The organism is Humibacter sp. (assembly GCF_051954055.1).
Taxonomy (GTDB): domain Bacteria; phylum Actinomycetota; class Actinomycetes; order Actinomycetales; family Microbacteriaceae; genus Humibacter.
Genome location: NZ_JBQCIE010000092.1, coordinates 225032 through 245341 on the forward strand (window position 1 = coordinate 225032; position 20310 = coordinate 245341).

Genomic DNA, 20310 nt, shown 5'->3' on the forward strand with positions numbered 1-20310 from the left:
ACCTCTCTTCACACCGCACGACGAATCCACTCGAAAGGAGCACCACCATGGCACCACGCACGCGTAAGCCCATCCTCCGACTCCTGAGCGTGCTCGCGATGTGCGCCGGGCTGGCCACGGTGGCGACCGGATGCTCCTCCCCCGCCGCGGATGCGGCCGCAACCCCCAGCGCGGCCAAGCAGCTCCGGCTCGGGTACTTCGACAACGTGACGCACGCACCGGCGCTGATCGGCGTGCAGGAGGGCCTATTCCGCAAGTCGCTCGGCTCTGTTTCCCTCAAGACCGAGCAGTTCAATGCGGGGCCTGCAGCGATCGAGGCGCTGAGCGCCGGTGCGATCGACGCCGCGTTCCTCGGCCCGTCGCCCGCGATCAACTCGTTCACGGCCAGCGGCGGTGCATCGCTCCGCGTGGTCGCCGGCGCGACGAACGGCGGCGCGGCTCTCGTGGTGCGCAAAGGCATCGACACGGTGTCACAGCTCAAGGGCACGACGCTCGCGACACCTCAGCTTGGCAACACTCAGGACGTCGCACTGCGCACCTACCTCGCGAAGAACGGGCTGAAGACCTCGGTCAGCGGGGGCGGCGACGTGACCATCACGCCGACCGACAACGCCCAGACGCTGCAGCTGTTCACGCAGGGCAAGGTGGACGGCGCGTGGCTTCCGGAGCCCTGGGCATCCCGGCTGGTTCTGGATGCCGGTGCTCACGTTCTGGTCGACGAGCGAACCCAGTGGAAGGGCGGCGCGTTCCCCACGACGGTGCTCGTGGTGCGCACTGACTTCCTGCAGCAGCATCCGCAGACCGTCGCCGACCTCATCGCCGGCGAGCGCAGCGCCATCTCCTGGCTGAACGACCGCCCCTCAGCGGAATCCGTGAAGGAGATCAACGCCCGGCTGACGGCCGATGGCGGATCGGCACTCCCCGACGCCGTCGTAGCAAGGTCGCTGAAGAACGTGTCGTTCAGCGTCGACCCGCTCGCCTCCACATTCCCCGTGCAGCTGAAGCACGCGGTAGCTGCCGGACTGGCGAAGAACGTCACGCTGAACGGCCTCTTCGATCTGCGCCAGCTGAACGCTGCGCTGAAGAAGAGCGGCGCGAAGCCCATCTCCGCTGCAGGGCTGGGACGGCAATGAACTCCCCCGCCGTCGACATCCGCGCACTGACGAAGCGCTACACCGCCAGGGGTCCCGTCGTGCTCGACGACATCTCGCTCTCGATCGCGCCCGGCGAGTTCGCGTGCCTGGTCGGGGCGTCCGGATGCGGCAAGTCGACGCTTCTGAACATCATCGCTGGGCTGGATGCCCCGACCTCCGGCACCGTGGACGTGCCGAGCGGGCGCGCCGCGGTGATGTTCCAGGAGCCGGCGCTGTTCCCCTGGCTGAGCGCATCCCGCAACGTGGAACTCGCGCTGAAGCTGGCCGGCGTCTCCACGGCTCATCGCAGGGCTCGCGCGCTCGAGCTGCTCGATCTGGTGAACCTGGCCGACTCGGCGGATCGGCGACCGCACGAGCTGTCCGGAGGCATGCGCCAACGTGTCGCTCTGGCCAGGGCCCTGGCTCAGGATCGCGACGTGCTGCTGATGGACGAGCCGTTCGCCGCGCTGGATGCGATCACCCGCGACCTCCTGCACGACGAGCTCGTGCGGGTATGGCGCGAGACCGGCCGCACGATCGTGTTCGTCACGCACAACGTCCGCGAGGCGGTCCGCCTCGGCGAACGGGTGGTGCTGATGTCGTCCCGTCCCGGACGGGTCGCGGCGCAGTGGCAGGTCGCCCCAGCGCTCGACGGCTCCGCCGACCGCCGCATCGAGTCGCCCGAGGTCTCGCGCCTGGCGATCGAGATCACCGACCAGCTGCGAACGGAGATCCGTCGTGCCGCTTGAGACTTCCATCACCGCCCCTGCCGTCGGTCGAGTAGCGTCCGACCAACGGAAGGACACGAATCGAGACCTCTCCCCCGCAGACGCAAGTGGTTTCGATACGCCGCTTCGCGGCCACTCAACCAGCGGGTCGGACTCGGACCTGCGTTCGCTGGAGTCCGGCCTGGACTCGCTGCAGGCGGAGAGCGCAGGAACGGCGCGCTCGTGGCGACGCGTGCTGAGCAGCGTGCTCCTGCCCGTTGCCCTCCTCGTCGCGCTCGTGGTCGCGTGGCAACTGTACGTGACGATCGCGCATCCACGCCCCGACATCGTGCCGAGCCCCGCCGACGTCGTCGGTTCGTTCGGTCAGCTCGCCTCGACCGGGCGGCTGCAGCAGGCGGTGCTCACGAGCCTGGAGCGCGGCGTCATCGGGTTCCTCGTCGCGGCGGCCGTCGCGACCCCGTTCGGGCTCCTGCTGGCCGAGGTGCGCGTGCTGCGCCGGGCGTTCGGTCCACTGATCACCGGACTGCAGGTGCTGCCATCCGTTGCCTGGGTCCCCGCGGCGATCCTCTGGTTCGGGCTCACGGATGCCACCGCCTACTTCGTCGTGCTGATGGGCGCGATCCCGTCGATCGTGAACGGGCTGCTGAGCGGCGTCGACCAGGTGCCGCCGCTGTTCCGTCGCGTCGGAACCGTGCTCGGCGCCGGGCGTCTGCAGCAGGGAGCACTGATCGTGCTGCCCGCCGCCCTGCCCGGCTACCTCGGCGGGCTCAAGCAGGGCTGGGCGTTCAGCTGGCGCTCCCTCATGGCGGCCGAGATCATCACGACCGGCGGCACCATGGGATTCGGGCTCGGCACGCTACTGGACCAGAGCAGGCAGCTCGCCGACATCTCGGGCGTCTTCGTGGCGATACTCTCGATCCTCGCGATCGGCATCGTCGTCGAGCTCCTCGTGTTCGCCCCGCTCGAGCGTCGGCTGGCGCGCTCCCGCGGTCTGACACGCGGCGGCGAGCGGTGAGCCATCACACCGAGCGCTACGAATCGGGTCTCGATACGCTCGCTGGCGCTCGCTACGGGACCGGCGGGAAGGGGGCCGGCGGCGCCGCACCGACCGGCGGGGAGGTCGGCAGTGTCGCCCTGATCGGCGGCGGACCGGGCGACGCCGGTCTCATCACCGTGCGCGGACTCGAACTGCTGCACGCCGCCGACGTGGTCGTCGCCGACCGGCTCGGCCCGCGATCGCTGCTGGACGAGCTCGCCGACGACGTTCTCGTGATCGACGTGGGAAAGCATCCCGGGCATCACCCGGTGCCGCAGCACGAGATCGACCGCATCATCGTCGAGCACGCACTCGCCGGCCGAGCCGTCGTCCGGCTGAAGGGCGGCGACCCGTTCGTGTTCGGCAGGGGCCCGGAGGAGGTCGCCGCGTGCCGTGCGGCAGGCGTGTCCGTCGAGGTCGTGCCAGGAGTTTCCAGCGCGATCGCGGTGCCGGCCGCCGTCGGCATCCCGGTGACCGCACGCGGCATCGCGAACGGCTTCACCGTGCTCGCCGGCCACGAGGACATCGCCGACATCCCGGGCGGATCGAACCACACCGTCGTGCTGCTGATGGGCGTCGGCGGGCTCGCCGCGAGCGCCGCCGCCCTGATGCGCGCGGGCCGATCGGCCGAGACCCCGGTCGCCGTGATCGAGGACGGCTTCGGGCCCAGGCAGCGCGTGACGACCGGCACGCTCGGCACCATCGCCGCGATCGCGGCCGTCGCAGACATCCGCCCGCCCGCCGTCACCGTGGTGGGCGACGTCGTGAACCTGTACGAGAGGAACCAACAATGATCCGCTCTCTTCGCGTTGCGATCGTCGGCGCCGGACCGGCCGGCATCTATGCCGGCGACATCCTGAGCCGCACCGGACTGGATGTGTCGATCGACCTGTTCGAGACGCTGCCCGCGCCGTACGGCCTGATCCGCTACGGCGTCGCACCCGATCACCCGCGCATCAAGGGCATCGTGAACTCGCTGCACGAGATGCTCGACGGCGGCAGCATCCGGCTGCTCGGCAACGTCACGTTCGGACGTGACCTCACGCTCGCCGACGCGCGGCGCCTGTACGACGCGGTCATCGTCGCGACCGGCGCGTCCCGCGACGCCGCGCTCGACATCCCGGGCATCGATCTTCCCGGTTCGTTCGGTGCAGCCGACGTCGTCAGCTGGTACGACGGGCACCCGGATGTCCCGCGCGACTGGCCGCTGAACGCGCGGGAGATCGCCGTGATCGGCAACGGCAATGTGGCGCTCGACGTGGCACGCGTGCTCGCGAAGCTGCCGCAGGACATGCTGCGCACCGACATCCCGGCGAACGTGCACGCCGGCCTCGCCGCCTCCCCGGTGACGGACGTGCACGTGTTCGGCCGACGTGGCCCCGCGCACGTGCGATTCACTCCGATAGAGTTGCGTGAGCTGGGTGAGGTCCCCGGTGTCGACACCATCGTGTACGAGGAGGACTTCGCCGACGCCTCAGGCATCGACGAGGTGGTCGCGGCCGCCGGCACCAACCAGGTCAAGGTGATGACGCGCACGATGCGCGGATGGCTGGATCGCCCGCGAACGGATGCCTCGCGCAGGCTGCACCTGCACTTCTGGCACCGCCCGGTGCAGGTGCTGGGCACGGATGCCGTCGAGGGCGTGCGATTCGAGCGCACCGCTCTGCGCGACGGCGCTGTCGTCGGAACCGGCGAGTTCCGCGACCACACCGCGCAGGCGCTCTACCGCGCCGTTGGATACGTCGGCTCGCCCGTTCCCGACGTGCCGTTCGACGACGAGCGCGGCGTCGTGCGCAACGAGGAGGGACGGGTGCTCGACGACCACGACTCCCCCATCCCCGGTCTCTACGCGACGGGCTGGATCAAGCGAGGACCGGTCGGCCTGATCGGTCACACCAAGGGCGATGCGATGGAGACGATCGAGCACCTGGTGAGCGATCTCGACGGTCTGCCGCGGGCGGCGGACCCCGATCCCGACGCTGTGCTCGCGCTGCTGCAGGAGCGCGGCATCCAGTACACGACCTGGCAGGGCTGGCTGGCCCTCGATGCCCACGAGCGTGCACTGGGCGCCGCCGACACATCACCGGTCGAGCGTGAGCGCGTCAAGGTCGTTCCGCGCGAGGAGCAGGTCGCCGTCTCGAACGCCGCAGTGTCGGTAGGGTGAGCCAGCGCTGCCCGGCCTTCCGGGCCATGCGGCCTCCCACGAGCATGGGTTACGGTGATCCCCGATGACAACGCAGGAGCAGACCGCGATCGGAACGCGCGGCAGGTGGCGTCCGCTCACGTGGATCATCCCTCTCGTCGTCGTGGGCGCCGTGGTCGTGGTGCTTCTTGCACGGTGGTTCATCGCCCTTCCGGCCGTCGCGGACTTCATCCGCACCTACCCCGGGCAGAGCGAGTTGCCGTCCTGGGCACCTGTCGGCTTTCCGCTCTGGCTGGCGATCCTGCACTTTCTGAGCGGCGCTTTCCTGCTCTTCATCGTCCTCTCCGGCTGGACCGTGCGCCGCACCCGGCGCTCGGGCGTGCGACCGCGCGAGTTCTGGATCCGCGACAACGACCGCCTGGTGCGCACACCGAACCCACCTGTGCGCATCACGCTGACGTCGTGGTGGCACCTCACCGTCGACTCGCTCTGGGTACTCACCGGCCTGCTTTTCGTCGTGCTGCTGTTCACCTCGGGCCAGTGGGTGCGCATCGTGCCGACCAGGTGGGATGTGGTCCCGAACGCGGTCTCGGCCGCCCTGCAGTACGTCTCGTTCAATTGGCCGCACACCGATGGCTGGGTGAACTACAACGCGCTGCAACTGCTGACGTACTTCGTCACCGTGTTCCTCGCAGCGCCGCTCGCCGTACTCACGGGCATCCGTCTCGCCCCGGGCCTCTCCGTTCGGTGGCGGCGATTCGACAAGCGATTCCCGCTACCGGTGGCCCGCGTCATCCACTTCGCGACGATGATCTGGTTCGTGGCGTTCACCGTGGTGCACGTCGCGCTCGTGCTGCTCACCGATCCGCTGCGCAACCTCAATCATCTATACGGTCTGAGGGATGACGAGACGTGGGTCGGCCTCGTCGTGTTCGTCGTCTCGCTCATCGTGATCGCCGTCGCGTGGGCGGTGCTGCGGCCGCCGCGGCTGGATGCCGTCGCCGAGCTCACCGGCAGCGTCAAGCGACGCTGAACGATCGACCGGGCCCGCCACTCAGCGCGCAGTCCACCCGCCGTCGATGGCGAGTGTCTGGCCCGTGATCAGCGAGGCGGCGGACGAGGCGAGGAACACCGCGGCACCCGACACCTCGCGGGGAGCACCGATGCGGTGCAGCGCGGCGATGCGTTCCACCGTGTCCGCACGGAACGCCGGGTCGGAGAGCGCCGCTTGAGTCCCGTCGGTCTCGATGAAGGTGGGGGCGAGCGCGTTCACCCGGATGCCGTATTCACCCCACTCGACCGCCTGGCATCTGGTGAGGTGCACGACGGCCGCCTTCGCGATGCAGTACGAGGACTCGCCGGGGAGCGCCACGAGCCCCGCCTGCGATGCGATGTTCACAATCGCGCCGCCGCCGGCATTCCGCATGTGCCGGGCCGCGTGCTGCGAAAGGAAGTAGGTCGACTTCGTGTTGAGCGCCCACACCCGGTCGAAGTCCTCCTCGGTCACGTCGATGGCCGGAGCAACGATGCCGCCACCTGCGTTGTTCACGAGCGTGTGAAGCGGGCCGAACTCCTCCACCGTGCGGTCGATGGCCGCGCGGGCAGCGTCGAGGTCGGTGACATCCATCCGCACCGGAAGGGCGCGGCGACCGAGAGCCTCGATCTCGGATGCCAGCCCGGCGTCGTCCGCCGTCTCGCGTAGTCCGATGGCGACGTCGGCGCCCGCCCTGGCGAACTCGACGGCGATGGCACGGCCGAGCCCACGCCGGGCACCGGTCACGAGAACTGTGGTGCCGGAGAGGTCGAATGGCGAGGTGTCGATCGAGGTGTCGGTCATGTCAGCAACGCTAGGCGCTCAGTACTCGCGCCGGGGCGCTGTCGAGGTAGGCCAGCACGTCCTCGACCGCATCACCGTAGAACGCCCGGTAGTTGTCGGTGGAGACGTAGCCGATGTGCGGAAGCAGCAGGGTGTTGGGCGCCGACCGCAGTGGGTGGTCGACCGGCAGCGGTTCCCTGTCGTACACGTCGAGCGCGGCGCCGGCGATGCCGCCGTTGCGCAGTGCATCCAGCAGCGCCGCCTCGTCGACGATGGGTCCACGTGACGTGTTGATCAGGTAGGCATCATCACGCATCATGGCGAGCTCGGCAGCGCCCACGAGGCCGCGCGTCTCCGGGGTGAGCGGCAGGTGAATGGTGAGGATGTCCGGCACGGCGAACAGCTCGTCCCGCCTCACCGCGGTCACGCCGTGTTCCGCGGCACGTTCGGCCGTGAGGGTGCGGCTCCACGCGATCACGTGCATGCCGATCGCCTGCGCGAGTCGCGCGACGGGGACGCCGAGTCGCCCGAGCCCGAGCACTCCCAGCGTGCGGCCGGCGAGTCCCGGACCGATGATGTGCTGCCAACCACCGGAGCGGACGGCGGCGTCCTCCTCTACGAAGTGCCGCGTCAGGGCGATCATCATGCCGATCGTGAGCTCAGCGACGCTGTTGCCCGCCGACCCGGTGCCGCAGACGACGACACCCGCTCGCGCCGCGGCATCCAGATCGATCGACGCGTTTCGCATGCCGGTCGTGACGAGCAGCCGCAACGATGGCAGGCGCTCGAGCACGTCCGCGGGGAACGGCGTGCGCTCCCGCATGGCGACGATCACCTCGCTGAAACGGATACGCTCGAGCAGTTCGGCGCCCTCGAGGTGCCGCTCCACCACGTCGATGTCGAACACGGCGGAGACCGGCGCCCAATCGGCGGACCGCAGCGCGACGCCCTGGTAGTCGTCGAGGATCGTCAGGACGCGTCGCGTGCCTTCCGACCGAACCTCATCGACCACGTGAAGCGTCTCGTTACTTCGAGCCGGACGACGAGCCCGAGCTCGATCCGGAGAGCGCCTGCTGTGCGGCGAGCGCGTCTGCCAGGTCCTTCTGCAGTCGGGCATCCTGAGCGCCGTACGTCGTCCAGTCGCCCGCCTTGAGCGCGGCCTCACGGTCGGTGAGCGCCTGCTTGGCGTCGGTCAGCGCGGCCTGCAGCTTCTGCTCCTCCGACGAGTTCTGGGCGGACGTGCCGCCGGAGCTGGGCGGACTCGTCGTGCTGCTGCCGCCGGAGCCGGTGTCGCTCGTGGATCCGGTGCCGGTATCGCCGGCCGTCGCACCGGAGTCTCCACCGAACAGCACGTCGAGGGCGCCGTCGAGGGTGTCCTCGAACGCGATCTTGTCACCGAACGAGACCAGCACCTTCTGCAGCAGCGGGTAGCTCGTCGAGCCGCTGGACTGCACGTACACCGGTTCCACGTACAGTAGGCCGCCGCCGACGGGCAACGTCAGCAGATTGCCGTTGATCACCTTCGTCGAGCCCTGTCTCAGCAGGTTCAGAGCGGTGGAGACGCCGGGATCGGAGTCGAAGTTGTTCTGCACCTGGCCGGGGCCGGGGATCGTGTCCTGCGATGGCAGACGCAGTAGTCGGAGGGTTCCGTAGTCGGATGCCTTCGTGCCCGCCTTGTTTCCGGCGTTGGAGTCGACCGCCAGGTATCCCTTGAGGATGCTGCGGTTCGATGCGCTCGTCGACTGCGGAATGTAGGTGGTGTAGAGCGAGAACTGCGGCGACTTCTGGCCGGGCATCTGCATCGTCAGGTAGTACGGCGGTTGCAGCGACGTGGCATCCGAGCTCGACGGATCGTCGGGAACCTGCCAGGCGTCGGTGCGCGAGAAGAACGAGCCAGGGTCTGTCACGTGGTACTGAGCGAGGATCTCGCGCTGCACCTTGAACAGGTCTGCCGGGTAGCGCACGTGGCTCATCAGCGCGCCGCTCATGTCGCTGATCGGCTTCACCGTGCCGGGGAAGACCTTCTCCCACGTCTTCAGCACGGGGTCGGAGGCATCCCACGCGTACAGCGTCACCTTGCCGGAGTACGCGTCGACGGTCGCCTTCACTGAGTTGCGGATGTAGTTGACGTTGTCCATGCCGAACCCGGTGGTCGACGAGTTCTGCGAGTCGGAGATGGCGTCGCCGTACGACACCTCCTGCGAGTACGGGTACTGGTCGCTGGTGGTGTAGCCGTCGATGATCCACACGATGCGGCCGTTCACCACCGAGGGGTACGGGTCGCTGTCCAGCGTGAGGTAAGGCGCCACCTGACGCACTCGCGAGAGCGGGTCACGGTTGTAGAGGATCTGCGAGTCGCTGTTCACAGCATCCGACAGCACGATCTGCTCGTCCTGGAACTTGATCGCATAGGCGAGGCGAGTGAAGAGGTTGTCGAGCTTCGGACCGCCGTTGCCGGAGTAGGTCGTGTAGGTCGCCTGCTGGCTGCCCGAGCCGGCCGGGTAGTCCAGCTCGACGGGCTTCGATCCCTTCGGCGCGCCCACGATCGAGTACCGGGGCGAGTCCTCGCCGAAGTACACCCGCGGCTGGTACTCGCCGAGCGCCCCGGAGGTCGGGATGCCCGACTCGAAGAAGTCCGGCTGCCCGTCGGCCTGGCGCTTGTTGCCGTACGCGGCGACGAGGCCGTAACCGTGCGTGTACACGAACGTCTCGTTGTACTTTCCGGAGTCGCCGAGGCCGGACTGGTGCAGCTCGCGCACCGCTACCACGCTGTCCTGCTCTTTGCCGTCGATCGTGTAGCGGTCGACGTCGAGGTCCTGGCCGAACCCGTAGTACTGCCGGAACTGCTGCAGCTGAGCGAACGCGCCGGAGACCACGGACGGATCGAGGATGCGGATGCTCGCGGTGGTGTCGGCATCCTTGCGTAGCGCGCCCTGCTTGGCATCCGTCTTCGCGTCGTATGTGCTCACCTTCACGTTGTCGACGCCGAACGCCTGCTGCGTGGACTCGATCGATCTGGCGATGTACGTCGACTCGATCGTCTTCTCGCTCGGGGCGACGATGAGCTTCTGCACACCCCAGGGGTAGATGACGCCGACGATGATGGCCGACACGATGAGAAGCGCCGTGCCGACCAGCGGGTAGCGCCACCTGCCGATGAACGCGGTGAGCACGAACAGCAGCGCCACCAGAACGGCGATGCCAGCGAGGATGGCGCGCCCCGGAATGGTGGCCGTCACGTCGGTGTACGCGGCACCGTTGACCCGGCCGTCGACGGAGGAGTCGGTGAGCGAGGCGTACCTGTCCAGCCAGATGCTCACGGCCTGCAGCAGCAGGTAGAAGGCGGCGATCACGGCGATCTGCACCCTGGCCGCGCGGGAGATGCGTACCTCGCGGCCGTTCACCCGCACCGAGCCGTACAGGTAGCAGGTGGCGATCGTGGCCAGCAGCGCGATGATCGTGACGGCCGACATGTACGCGAGCACGCTGCGGTAGAACGGCAGAGCGAACATGTAGAACGACACGTCGAGGTGGAACTGCGGGTCGGTCTTGCCTGCGGGCACGCCGTTCAGCCAGAGCGCGGCCGTCTGCCACCTGCTCGAGGCTGCTGCTCCGGCGAAGATGCCGAAGATGATCGGAATGCCGTACGTCGCCACGCGGCGGAGCGGCTCGACGACCTGCTGGTAGCGCCCCACACCCGAGTCGAGCTTCGCGTACACCGGACGCAGCCGGTAGGCGAGGAACATGCACAGCCAGAGCGGGATCGCCATGGCGAAGAAGCCGATGAGGAACATCGCCCACCCTGCGAACCACTGCGTGGTGAGCACCTCGAGGTAGCCGAGCTGCTGGAACCACAGCACGTCGGTGTAGAGGCTCGTGAAGATGAAGAACGCGATGACGAGCACGGCCACGATGCCGAGCGTGATCCAGATCGTTGCTCGGCGACGTCGACCGGGGCGGCCTACTGCTGCGGATGTCACGAATGATCCTCTTGGTGGGGGCGCGCGAACCACGCGGTTCGCTGTCGGGCGTCAGGATGCGCGTGCCGTGTCCCTGCCCGCACGCCCTGAAACACCCATCCTAGGGCGGGCATGCCGCCGACCGGTCGGATGCCGCCTGGGAACGCGCTGGGCGAGAAGTAGGAGTACGCCGACCGGTCGCAGGCGGCAGCGGCGCGCGCTACGACGCCTTGCAGGTGGGAAGCCCGGCGGTGCTCGAGCCGGTGCGCACGGCATCCAGCACGTTGAGCGAGTCCTTCAGCGTCTTGACCGCGTAGACGTGAAGGCCCGCCGGGATGTGCCCGGTCACCTCGTCGCAGTTGGACGCGGGAGCGAGGAACACGGTCGCCCCGGCGGAACGGGCTCCGAACATCTTCTGCCTGATGCCGCCGATCGGGCCGATGTTGCCCTCGTTGTCGATCGTGCCCGTCCCTGCGACGCGGGCGCCGCCGTTCAGCGAGCCGGGCGTGAGCTTGTCCATGATGCCGAGCGCGAACATCTGGCCGGCGCTCGGTCCGCCGACATTGTTGAGCTGAATCGTCACGTCGAACGGGAACGTGTAGTCCATGCTCGCCCCGATCCCGATGACGACGGAGCCGGCGGTCTTCTCCGGCGTCACGGTGACGTCCTGCTTCTTGCCGCCTCGCACGATCGAGATCGTCGCGGGTGCGCCCGCCCCGTTCTTCGCCAGTTGGTCGCGCAGCGACTGAACACCCCTCACGGTGACGCCGTCGACGGCGGTGATCACGTCGCCGACCTCGATGATGCCCTTCGCCGGACCGTTCGCCACCTGCTTCACGACGATGCGCTGCGCGAAGTGGTAGCCGAGCTCGTTCAGAGCCGCGGCGACGGCATCCTTCTGCGAATCCGTCATCAGCTGGGCGTTCTCGGCGTTCTGCTGCTGCACGTTCTGTCCGGGCGGGAACGCGATGCTGAGCGGAATCACCGCACGAGACGGTGAGAGCCACGCCTGGATGACCTCGCCCCAGTTGGGCAGCTGGCCTGGCGCTCCGATCTCGGAGACGGTGAGCAGGTCGAGCGACCCCTTCGTCGGATACGTCTTGTGCCCGTTCACCACGATGAGCGGCTTCTTCTCGTCCGCGTTCGACGGCGTCTGTCCGACCGGATGGTCGTAGCCGAGCGTGTTGAACACGGGGCCGGGCGCCTCGATCACGTACGGCGCGGGCGAGAGCGCCATTACGAGCAGCAGCACGAACGCCACGACCACCAGTGCTGCGCCGATGCGGCGGGAACGGGGAACGCGAGCGTCGTCGGATGCGTCGCCGGCATCCGCTCCGTCACTCGTGCTCTCCGTTTGCGCGTGCTGGGCCTGCGCGTCATCGGAGAAGAGCGACACGGAAGGCTCCTGTTCGCGACGGGCGGACGGCGGACCAGCCCAGCGTAGGCGATTTCCCACCTGCGGCTGCTGTGCAGCGGTCTAGCGTTGTTTCAGACAGTGATTCGCAACAAACGGCGACGGGAAGAGGCATCGCATGTCCGATGACGACCGGAACGACCCCGACGACGAGCTGCGCGACATGCTGCGGCAGTTCCTGTCGGGAAACGCGTCGTTCGATCCCAGCCAGCTCGCCGGCGCGGCGGGCCTGCCAGGCGATGCCGCGAGCATCCAGGCACTGATGAGCCAGCTGCAGGGCGCGCTGCGCTCGTCCTCGGACGGCATCGACTGGAACATCGCACTCGAGCAGGGCACGACGATCGCGTCGAAGGATGCCGTCGAGGCGACGCCTGCTGAGCGCGCGTCGCTCGACCAGGCGTTCACCGTCGCGGCTCTGTGGCTCGACGAGGTGACCAGCATCTCCGAGCTGATGACCACGCCCGTTCTGATGAGCCGTCGGCAGTGGGTGAAAGACACCATGCCGGTCTGGACGCAGCTCGCCGAGCCGGTGGCGACGAGCATCTCGGATGCCCTGACGAACGTCATGCAGGAGCAGGCGCCGGAAGAGATGCGCGGCATACTGCAGAACGCCGGCCACATCGTGCGGGCCGTCGGCGGCACGCTGTTCGCCGTGCAGCTCGGGCAGGTCGTCGGGCAGCTGTCGGCGGAGGTCGTGTCCGGTGGTGACGTCGGCATCCCGCTGCTGGGTGACGGAACGGCGGCGCTTCTGCCGCAGAACGTCGCCGCGTTCGGCAAGGGCCTCGACATTCCGGACGACCAGGTGGCGATCTACCTGGCGGTGCGCGAGCTGGCGCACGCGAGGCTCTTCCGGCACGCCAAGTGGCTGCGTCTGCGGCTGATCACGGCGATCACGGAGTTCGCGCGTGGCGTCACGATCGACGCCGACCGCATGCAGGAGCTCGCCGAAGGCTTCGACCCTTCGAATCCGGAGGAGTTGCGTGAGGCGATGGTGAGCGGCGCGCTGATCCCGCCGCGCACGGAGGCGCAGGAGGCCGCGCTCGCCCGGCTCGAGACATTGCTCGCCCTCATCGAGGGCTGGGTCGACGTGGTCACTGCGCGTGCGACGTCGCGCCTTCCGAAGTCGGACGCCGTCGCTGAGACGGTGCGGCGCCGGCGCGCCGCGGGCGGTCCGGCCGAGTCCGCGTTCGCGACGCTGGTCGGCCTCGAGTTGCGTCCGCGTCGGCTCCGCGAGGCTGCCGCAATGTGGGCGCAGGTGACGGAGGCTGCGGGCGACGACGAGCGGGACCGCCTGTGGTCGCACCCCGACCTGCTGCCGACCTCGGACGACATCGACGACCCGAGCACTCTCGTCGCCCGGCTGACGGCATCCGCATCGGGTGCCGAGCCGGAGTACGACGAGCTTGACGAGGCGATCGCGGCGCTGCTGAACGGCGTCGACCTGGGAGAAGCACCGGCCGGCGGCGAAGGAGACGCACCGCGAGACGATCGCGAGTCCGGCCACGACGACGGGGACGGCGGCCCGAAGCCGGTGTGACGCGGCTCGGTCTGCTTCAGCCGAGTAGATGCCGCAGATAGCGCCCGGGATCGTCGAGGTACGAACGCCAGTGTCGTACGAGTTCCAGATCGTCCCAGGCGGTCTCCCGCATCCCCCACGGGCCTAGTTCCAGGATCCGCGCCCCGGGAAGGGCCGCAAGCACAGGCGAGTGCGTGGCGCAGATGACCTGACCGCGTTGGTCGACGATGCGCTGCAACGTCGCGACGAGTGCAAGCGTCGAACCGAACGACAACGCGGCCTCCGGCTCGTCCAGGCAATAGAACCCCGGCGAATCGAACCGGGTCTCGAGTATGGCGAGGAACGACTCGCCGTGGCTCATCTCATGGAACACCGGCTCCGGGCCGTATCGGGAGCTCGACGGATGCCGTTCGAGGTAGGTGTAGAACGAGTGCATCGTTTCGGCACGCAGGAAGAATCCCCACCGTTCGGCCCCTACGCCGCGTTGAAGCTGCAACCAGTCCGACAGCGGTGATTCCGTCGCGCGCGTGCTGTGCTGTGCGTAGACCGAACCGCCCTCGGGAGAGAAGCCGAAGGCGAGAGCGATGCCCTCGACGATCGTCGACTTGCCCGAGCCGTTCTCGCCGACCAGGAACGTGACGCCCGGCGCCGGCCGCAGACCTTCGTCGAGCAATTGAGCGACCGCCGGAACGGTTCGCGGCCAGAGCCCGACGCGGTCTGCGGCGTCCGACCTACGCGTGACAGCGACCACCGGAGACTGCGAATACCGGTCGAACGCGCGCACAGTGACAGTCTGGCATCCACCTGCGACGGGCCCATGGCATGCCTCCGCGCAGCCTGTGGAGAATGCCCGCTGCTCGGCCTCGCCCGCGGGCATGATGGCGCACATGATCCTTCGGCTCGATCCCGCGGTGCCGCTCGTGTGGCGCGACCCGCACACGCTGCAGCTCGGCGTGGATCGCGTCGTGTGCATCTTCGCGAACGTCGCGCCGGAGACGGAGCGGATGCTCGCGGCACTGCGCACCGGCGCCCCGCGTTCGGCGCTCGAGGTGGAGGCCTCCAGCGGCCCTCGGGCAGATGCCGCCGCGCAGGTGGACGCGCTGCTCGCCTCCGTCGCCGGTGCGCTCGAGACGCCGGAGCCGCCGCCGTCGCCGACCATCGCCCTCGACGGCGCGGGGCCGACCGCCGAGCGGCTGCTGCGGCTGCTGCGGGAGGCCGGGCACCGGGTCACGCCCGCGGATCGATCCGGTGAAGTGCCGGACGGAGTGGCCGCCGCGATCATCGTCGGGTCGTACGTGATCCCGCCATGGCGGCACGGCCCATGGCTGCGGCGGGACGTCCCGCACCTGCCTGTCGTGTTCGGCGACGACGGCGCGCAGGTGGGTCCCTTCGTCGACTCGCTGTACGCATCTCCCCCGCTCGCGGATGATGACGCTGACCAGGGTCCATGTCTGCGTTGCCTCTCCCTGGAGCGTCGCGATCTCGACCCTGCTTGGCCCGCGATCGCTGTGCAGCTCGACGCTCACGCGCCGGCTCCCGAGCCGACACTTCTGTCAGCGCAGGTGGCCTCCCTCGCTGCACGGTGGGTGGATGCCCGGGTGCGCGCGGGCGACCGCTCTCACGCGGGCACGAGCATCCACGTGCGCGGTGACGGCAGCGTCAGTGAGCGGACCCACTCGGCGCACCCGCTGTGCGGCTGCCGAGCTCTGCCAGAAAACGTGACGGCTCTCGTGGCCCGGCAGCGTTCGCGGCCCAGCTCAGCGTCAGTCGGCGTCTCGCGCGCGTGATGCCCACGTAGAGCAGGCGACGCTCCTCGTCGATCGCCTCCTGGGTGCGGGCGTAGCCGATGGGCACCAGACCGTCGCCGAGGCCGACGAGATGCACGGCGTCCCACTCCAGTCCCTTCGCGGCGTGCAGCGTGCACAGGGTCACGGCGGCGATGGCCGGCTCGTGCTGCGCGGCCTGCCTGGCGAGCAGGTCGTCGGTGAACTGCCGGAATGTGGTGCCGGGCGGCGCGTCGTCGACGAGGCCCATCAGCGCGTTGAGCGATTCCCAGCGGTCGCGCACGCTGCCGGCGGCCGGCGGCGCTTCGAGCGTCCAGCCCAGGGAGCGCAGCACGTCGCTCACCGATTGGAAGAGCGGGTCGTCCGAGACCGTCAACGACGCGGCCCGCAGCGTCATCACGGCCTGCCGCACTTCGGGGAGGTCGAAGAACCGCGCGGAGCCGCGCATCTGGTACGCCACACCCGCGTCGTTCAGTGCCGCCTCGAGCGGGGCCGCTTGCGCGTTCACGCGGTACAGCACCGCCAGGTTCTGCGGCTTCGCGCCGTCACGGATGCTCGCGCTCAGCTCGGCAGCGACCGCCGCGGCTTCCTCGGCATCGGTCGCGTACCCGGCGATCGTCGGCGTTGGCGATTCTTCCCCGCCCATCGCGTGCAACGTCAGCGCCCCGGGCCGGCCCCGCATGAGTCGGTTCGCGGTCTCCACGATCGCGGAGCTCGACCGGTAGTTCTGCTCGAGCCGCACCACGGTGGCATCCGCGTACCGGCGGGAGAAGTCGAGCAGGAATGAGCTGGATGCCCCGGCGAACGAGTAGATGGTCTGGCTCGCATCGCCGACCACGCAGAGATCGGAGCGGTCGCCGAGCCACAGGTCGAGCAGACGCTGCTGGAGCGGCGAGACATCCTGGTACTCGTCCACCACGAAGAAGCGGTACTGCTCGCGCACGTGCATCGCCACGGACGGCTCGGTCTCGATCATGCCGGCGCACGCAAGCAGCACGTCTTCGAAGTCGAGCTGCCTGCGCTCATCCTTCAGCGCTTCGTACGCGCGCTGCAGGTCGACGGCCTGTTCCGCGCTGAGGGACCCAGGAGCAGGCCGGTTCGCTCGCGCGTAGTCGTCAATGCTCAGTTCGCTGACCTTGCGCCACTCGATCTCGGCAGCGACATCACGCAATGTAGCGGTGTCGACGCGCAGCCGGATCCGCTCGGCAGCCTGCCCGAGCAGTCTCGCCTTGCCGTCGAGCACGCGCGGCAACCCGCCGCCGACCATGATCGGCCAGAAGTAGTTCAGCTGGCTCAGCGCCGACGCGTGGAACGTGCGGGCGGCGACACCGGACGCGCCGAGCGCACGGAGCCTGGTGCGCAACTCGGATGCCGCCCTGCTCGTGAAGGTGAGCGCCATCACACGGTTCGGCGCGTACACGCCGGTCGCGACGCCATACGCGATGCGGTGCGTGATCGCCCGCGTCTTCCCGGTGCCGGCGCCGGCGAGCACGCACACCGGGCCGAGCAACGCCTCGGCCGCGACGCGCTGTGCGTCGTCGAGTCCGTCGAGGAGCGCCTGCGGTGAGTCCGGTTCGTGACGCGACGGGTCAGGCTGGGTGAAACCGGTCACGCAGCCTCCGCGGGCGGCTGGTCCAGCGGTCCTCCGTACCAGTCACGCACGATCGCGTGGGCGATCGACGAACCACCGGGCAGAAGGATGTCGTCCCGCTGCCGCCAGATATCGTCGCGGCTGAACCAGCGCAGCGCCAGGATCTCTTCGCCGTCCGGTCGCAGCTCGGTGTGTCCGGCCACCGCACGGGCCTCCATGCCGATCATCACGGATGCCGGGAACGGCCACGGCTGCGATCCGAGGTACTGCGGGTCGGTGACGAGCACACCCGACTCCTCCTCGACCTCGCGAACGACGGCGTCTTCGAACGACTCCCCCGCCTCGACGAACCCCGCTAGCAGCGACCAGCGGTTGTTCTCCCACAACGCGTTCGAACCGAGCAGAATGCGGTCGTCTTCGTCGAGAACCCGCATGATGACGGCAGGGTCGGTGCGCGGGAAGATCTCGTTGTTGTCCACGAAGCAGCGGCGCATCCACCCGCCGTGCTCCACGACGGTAGGGGTTCCGCAGCGCGGGCAGTGGGTGTGGGATGCGTGCCAGTTCGCCACTGCAACGGACTCCGTCACGAGCCCCGCGTCCCGGTCGCTGAGGCTTGTCGCGAGGTCGCGAAGACCGCGCCACGCGCTCTCGTCGGGCTGCAGCTCGCCGGCGGCGGCATCCGTCAGCACGGAGAGGATGACCGGAGTGCCGGCCGGCTCGTCAGGACCGTCTTCCAGGGTGCGGCCGAGGTAGACCCGCGTGAGCGCCGACGTCACCTCGTCGACCCGGAACAGCCTGAGACGGGGGCAGCCGGCGTCATCCGTCGTCAGCACTCGGCCGTTCCAGAGCGGAAGCATCCTCGTGGACTCGTCGGCGAGGAGTTCGTCGAACAGCGAGTCGCGGGTGCGGCTGACGCCGTCGCGGTCGACAGCGGATCGTGCCAGCGGCAGCGGACCGAGCGGGCGGGGCATGGGCGGGTCTCCTACGAGCGGCTTGGTCTGGGCTGCATGGCCTGTGCAGCGGTGCCTGGCGGCCGGGCCTGGCCCGCAACGCGTGGCGCACTGCCTCCGTGCGCAGGCGGGAGCCTAACCTTGACGGTATGGCCAGATCCCACCTCACTCTAGCCGCGCTGGCCACGTCGGCCGTGCCCGACCTGAACATCGCCGGCACCCGCAGCTACAGCTACGATCTGCACGGCGATTTCGAGTCAGCGCTGCTCACCAGCCGCGACGGAACCGAGCTGATCATCCGGGTGCCGGCCTCGCAGGACGCCGAGACGGAGCAGAGCGCCGACCTCGTCGCACTGCACTCGCTGACACCAGGGGTGCGGGCGCGCCTGCCGTTCGACGTGCCGGAGTATGTCGGCCAGACCCCGATCGGCGGTACCCGCGCGGTCGTCTACACGTTCCTGCCAGGCGACAAGGTGGCGCTCGAGAACGTGCAGCCGGGAGACGGCCTCGCCGCCTCGATCGGCCGGGCGATCGCCGCCATCCACACCCTGCCGACGTCGTTCGTGAGCGAGGCCGGCCTGCCTGCACTGAGCGCGACGGAATGCCTCGCCGCGACGAAGACCCTCATCTCGTCGGCGAGTGCCACCGGATTGGTTCCCGCAGCGCTGTCGAAGCGGTGGAAAGAGGCCGTCGACGACGAGGAGCTGTGGCGATTCCAGCCGACGGTGATCAACGGTGCGCTCACGATCGACTCGTTCATCGTGCGCGAGGAGTCCGTCGTCGGCCTGATCGGCTGGTCCGCGCTCCGCGTCGGCGACCCGGCGCGCGACCTGCACTGGGTGCTCGGCATGAATGCGGATGCCGCGGAGAGCGCCATCGAGGCGTACTCGCTGGCGCGGGGGGCGGCATCCGACCGCAACCTGCTCTTCCGTGCGACGCTCTACGCCGAGCTCGAACTGGCGCGCTGGCTGATGCACGGACGCGAGCTGCACGATCAGTTGATCGTGGACGACGCAGTGGCCATGCTCGACAGCCTCGTCGAACGTGTGCATGACGACGACGTCGACCCGCTAGCGCCGCACACCGGACCCATCATGGCCGTGACCGAGGTGGAGGCGCTGCTGGATGCGACGCCTCTCGACCGCGACGAAGGAGACGCATCGCGGGGTCTCCTGCCGGTCGCCGAGGACCGTCCGCCGTCGGAGGACGAGTTCGAACGCGACGACGACTGAGCCTCGAACCGTCGGCGATCTTCGCTATCGCGTTCCTCGTCCGGTTCCGCCTCACCGTCCACCGCTGCACCATGACACGCACCTTCAGTTGAGGCGCTGCAGTCCGTCGGCGAGAAAAGCGTCTCGCCGCTCGCGCAGTATGGATGTCGTCAGGTCGGCACGCTGCGTCATGCCGGTGATGGCCGGTCCGAACCACGAGATGTCGGGTGGTGTGCTCAGGGCGGCAACGACATCCCAGTACGCCACGGAGTCTGCGGGCCGTGCGGCCGCGGATTCCCATCCGTCGAGTACGTGGTCTGCAGCGGGAAGGCCGTAGCACATCGCCGCATCACAGCGAAGCGACCCCAGATCGACTCCCGCTGCGCCATGCCCGCAGCAGTCCCAATCGAGTACTGCCTCGAGCTCCTCGCCGCTCCAGAGTGTGTTGCCCGACCAGAGGTCGCCGTGCACGAAGCCGATCGGATCATCCACCGATACCTCGGCGAGTCGCCGCTCCGCCTCGATGAACAATTGTTGCGGTTCGGCCTCCGCGCGAAGCGCGCCGAAATCGACCGAGGGGATCGGATGCTCCACCGCGGGTAGAAGGGCTTCCGGAACCGAGTCCGGCGTGAGGCAGAAGATCGCAGCAGCGATCGCGCCGAGCGTGCGCAGTCGCGTCGGGTTCGGGGTCACCGGCTGCGCGCTGCTCCCTGGCAGGTAATCGATCAGCAGTGCGGCCTCGTCGGCGTCCACCTGCTCGCCGAGCACCTGGGGCACCGGGATGCCGCCTCGAGCCGCGACCGTCATGCCTGCCCTCTCGCGGGACGTGGGTGGACAACCCATGCCGAGTCTCGAATCTGCGATGCGCAGCACTGCACGAATCGCTCGGTCCTCGGATGCCCCTCGTGCTTCGATGAGCCACGGTGCGCCGCCATCTCGCAGCCCAACCACGCTCATGAGCGTGTCTGCTCCGAGCGTCGAGAGGACCCAGGCCAAGCGCTCAGTGTCAAGCTCGTTCATGCCCTCACG

General features: G+C 68.9%; 15 protein-coding genes and 1 pseudogene. 8 read left to right on the forward strand and 8 right to left on the reverse strand.

Annotated features, from left to right (window positions below):
- The first annotated feature begins 47 nt into the window (after window positions 1–47).
- From ACTHNC_RS10960 to ACTHNC_RS10985, 6 genes and pseudogenes are all read left to right on the forward strand, one after another.
- Entirely contained in the window at window positions 48–1133 is a 1086-nt protein-coding gene (locus ACTHNC_RS10960) for an ABC transporter substrate-binding protein (protein ID WP_440294630.1), read from the forward strand.
- Entirely contained in the window at window positions 1130–1882 is a 753-nt protein-coding gene (locus ACTHNC_RS10965; RefSeq protein WP_440294631.1) for an ABC transporter ATP-binding protein, read from the forward strand. Before ACTHNC_RS10960 ends, ACTHNC_RS10965 begins: the two co-directional genes overlap by 4 nt.
- Window positions 1872–2876: an ABC transporter permease gene (locus tag ACTHNC_RS10970; RefSeq protein ID WP_440294632.1), complete on the forward strand. Its 1005-nt coding sequence runs from the start codon at window positions 1872–1874 to the stop codon at window positions 2874–2876. Before ACTHNC_RS10965 ends, ACTHNC_RS10970 begins: the two co-directional genes overlap by 11 nt.
- A gap of 107 nt (window positions 2877–2983) precedes the next feature.
- Window positions 2984–3691, forward strand: a pseudogene (gene cobA / locus ACTHNC_RS10975) (uroporphyrinogen-III C-methyltransferase); the annotation flags it as partial.
- Window positions 3688–5061 carry an FAD-dependent oxidoreductase gene (locus ACTHNC_RS10980; protein ID WP_440294633.1) on the forward strand — a complete coding sequence of 458 codons (1374 nt, stop codon included), beginning with the start codon at window positions 3688–3690 and terminating at the stop codon, window positions 5059–5061. The pseudogene cobA and the gene ACTHNC_RS10980, both read left to right, overlap by 4 nt.
- A gap of 64 nt (window positions 5062–5125) precedes the next feature.
- The gene (locus tag ACTHNC_RS10985; RefSeq protein ID WP_440294634.1) at window positions 5126–6073 is read left to right on the forward strand and encodes a cytochrome b/b6 domain-containing protein; all 948 of its coding nucleotides are present in this window, start codon (window positions 5126–5128) and stop codon (window positions 6071–6073) included.
- Window positions 6074–6094: 21 nt separating this feature from the next.
- On the opposite strand, the gene ACTHNC_RS10990 is transcribed toward ACTHNC_RS10985, so the two are convergent.
- The 4 genes from ACTHNC_RS10990 to ACTHNC_RS11005 form a co-directional block, all read right to left on the reverse strand.
- On the reverse strand, window positions 6095–6877 hold the full coding sequence (locus ACTHNC_RS10990) for an SDR family NAD(P)-dependent oxidoreductase (protein ID WP_440294635.1): 783 nt from the start codon (window positions 6875–6877) through the stop codon (window positions 6095–6097).
- 10 nt (window positions 6878–6887) lie between these two features.
- Window positions 6888–7868 carry a D-2-hydroxyacid dehydrogenase family protein gene (locus ACTHNC_RS10995; RefSeq protein WP_440294636.1) on the reverse strand — a complete coding sequence of 327 codons (981 nt, stop codon included), beginning with the start codon at window positions 7866–7868 and terminating at the stop codon, window positions 6888–6890.
- A gap of 13 nt (window positions 7869–7881) precedes the next feature.
- Window positions 7882–10836, reverse strand: a complete 2955-nt coding sequence (locus ACTHNC_RS11000) for a UPF0182 family membrane protein (RefSeq protein ID WP_440294637.1) — start codon at window positions 10834–10836, stop codon at window positions 7882–7884.
- A 199-nt stretch (window positions 10837–11035) separates the two neighbouring features.
- The gene (locus ACTHNC_RS11005; RefSeq protein ID WP_440294713.1) at window positions 11036–12097 is read right to left on the reverse strand and encodes a YlbL family protein; all 1062 of its coding nucleotides are present in this window, start codon (window positions 12095–12097) and stop codon (window positions 11036–11038) included.
- A 250-nt stretch (window positions 12098–12347) separates the two neighbouring features.
- On the opposite strand from ACTHNC_RS11005, the gene ACTHNC_RS11010 reads away from it, so the two are divergent.
- On the forward strand, window positions 12348–13766 hold the full coding sequence (locus ACTHNC_RS11010; protein WP_440294638.1) for a zinc-dependent metalloprotease: 1419 nt from the start codon (window positions 12348–12350) through the stop codon (window positions 13764–13766).
- A gap of 16 nt (window positions 13767–13782) precedes the next feature.
- Here ACTHNC_RS11010 and ACTHNC_RS11015 read toward each other — a convergent pair whose 3' ends face one another.
- The 3 genes from ACTHNC_RS11015 to nudC all read right to left on the reverse strand — a co-directional run bounded on the left by ACTHNC_RS11015 (window position 13783) and on the right by nudC (window position 18091).
- Window positions 13783–14529 (reverse strand): AAA family ATPase, encoded by a 747-nt coding sequence (locus tag ACTHNC_RS11015; protein ID WP_440294639.1) that lies wholly within the window; start codon window positions 14527–14529, stop codon window positions 13783–13785.
- Window positions 14530–15404: 875 nt separating this feature from the next.
- Complete coding sequence (locus tag ACTHNC_RS11020) at window positions 15405–17141, reverse strand: ATP-dependent helicase (protein WP_440294640.1); 1737 nt, start codon at window positions 17139–17141, stop codon at window positions 15405–15407.
- Window positions 17138–18091, reverse strand: coding sequence for an NAD(+) diphosphatase (gene nudC / locus ACTHNC_RS11025; RefSeq protein WP_440294641.1), 954 nt, complete (start codon window positions 18089–18091; stop codon window positions 17138–17140). The genes ACTHNC_RS11020 and nudC overlap by 4 nt, the downstream gene beginning before the upstream one ends.
- A gap of 128 nt (window positions 18092–18219) precedes the next feature.
- Between nudC and ACTHNC_RS11030 the strand changes: the two genes are divergently transcribed.
- The gene (locus ACTHNC_RS11030; protein ID WP_440294642.1) at window positions 18220–19302 is read left to right on the forward strand and encodes a phosphotransferase; all 1083 of its coding nucleotides are present in this window, start codon (window positions 18220–18222) and stop codon (window positions 19300–19302) included.
- A gap of 84 nt (window positions 19303–19386) precedes the next feature.
- On the opposite strand, the gene ACTHNC_RS11035 is transcribed toward ACTHNC_RS11030, so the two are convergent.
- Entirely contained in the window at window positions 19387–20301 is a 915-nt protein-coding gene (locus ACTHNC_RS11035; protein WP_440294643.1) for a phosphotransferase enzyme family protein, read from the reverse strand.
- Window positions 20302–20310 lie beyond the last annotated feature (9 nt).

What these genes read in the sequence shown, in the direction of transcription:
- ACTHNC_RS10960 (WP_440294630.1), top strand. Translation starts at nt 48, where the DNA reads ATGGCACCACGCACGCGTAAGCCCATCCTCCGACTCCTGAGCGTGCTC.
- ACTHNC_RS10965 (WP_440294631.1), top strand. Translation starts at nt 1,130, where the DNA reads ATGAACTCCCCCGCCGTCGACATCCGCGCACTGACGAAGCGCTACACC.
- ACTHNC_RS10980 (WP_440294633.1), top strand. Translation starts at nt 3,688, where the DNA reads ATGATCCGCTCTCTTCGCGTTGCGATCGTCGGCGCCGGACCGGCCGGC.
- ACTHNC_RS10985 (WP_440294634.1), top strand. Translation starts at nt 5,126, where the DNA reads ATGACAACGCAGGAGCAGACCGCGATCGGAACGCGCGGCAGGTGGCGT.
- ACTHNC_RS10990 (WP_440294635.1), bottom strand. Translation starts at nt 6,877, where the DNA reads ATGACCGACACCTCGATCGACACCTCGCCATTCGACCTCTCCGGCACC.
- ACTHNC_RS11010 (WP_440294638.1), top strand. Translation starts at nt 12,348, where the DNA reads ATGTCCGATGACGACCGGAACGACCCCGACGACGAGCTGCGCGACATG.
- nudC (WP_440294641.1), bottom strand. Translation starts at nt 18,091, where the DNA reads ATGCCCCGCCCGCTCGGTCCGCTGCCGCTGGCACGATCCGCTGTCGAC.
- ACTHNC_RS11030 (WP_440294642.1), top strand. Translation starts at nt 18,220, where the DNA reads ATGGCCAGATCCCACCTCACTCTAGCCGCGCTGGCCACGTCGGCCGTG.
- ACTHNC_RS11035 (WP_440294643.1), bottom strand. Translation starts at nt 20,301, where the DNA reads ATGAACGAGCTTGACACTGAGCGCTTGGCCTGGGTCCTCTCGACGCTC.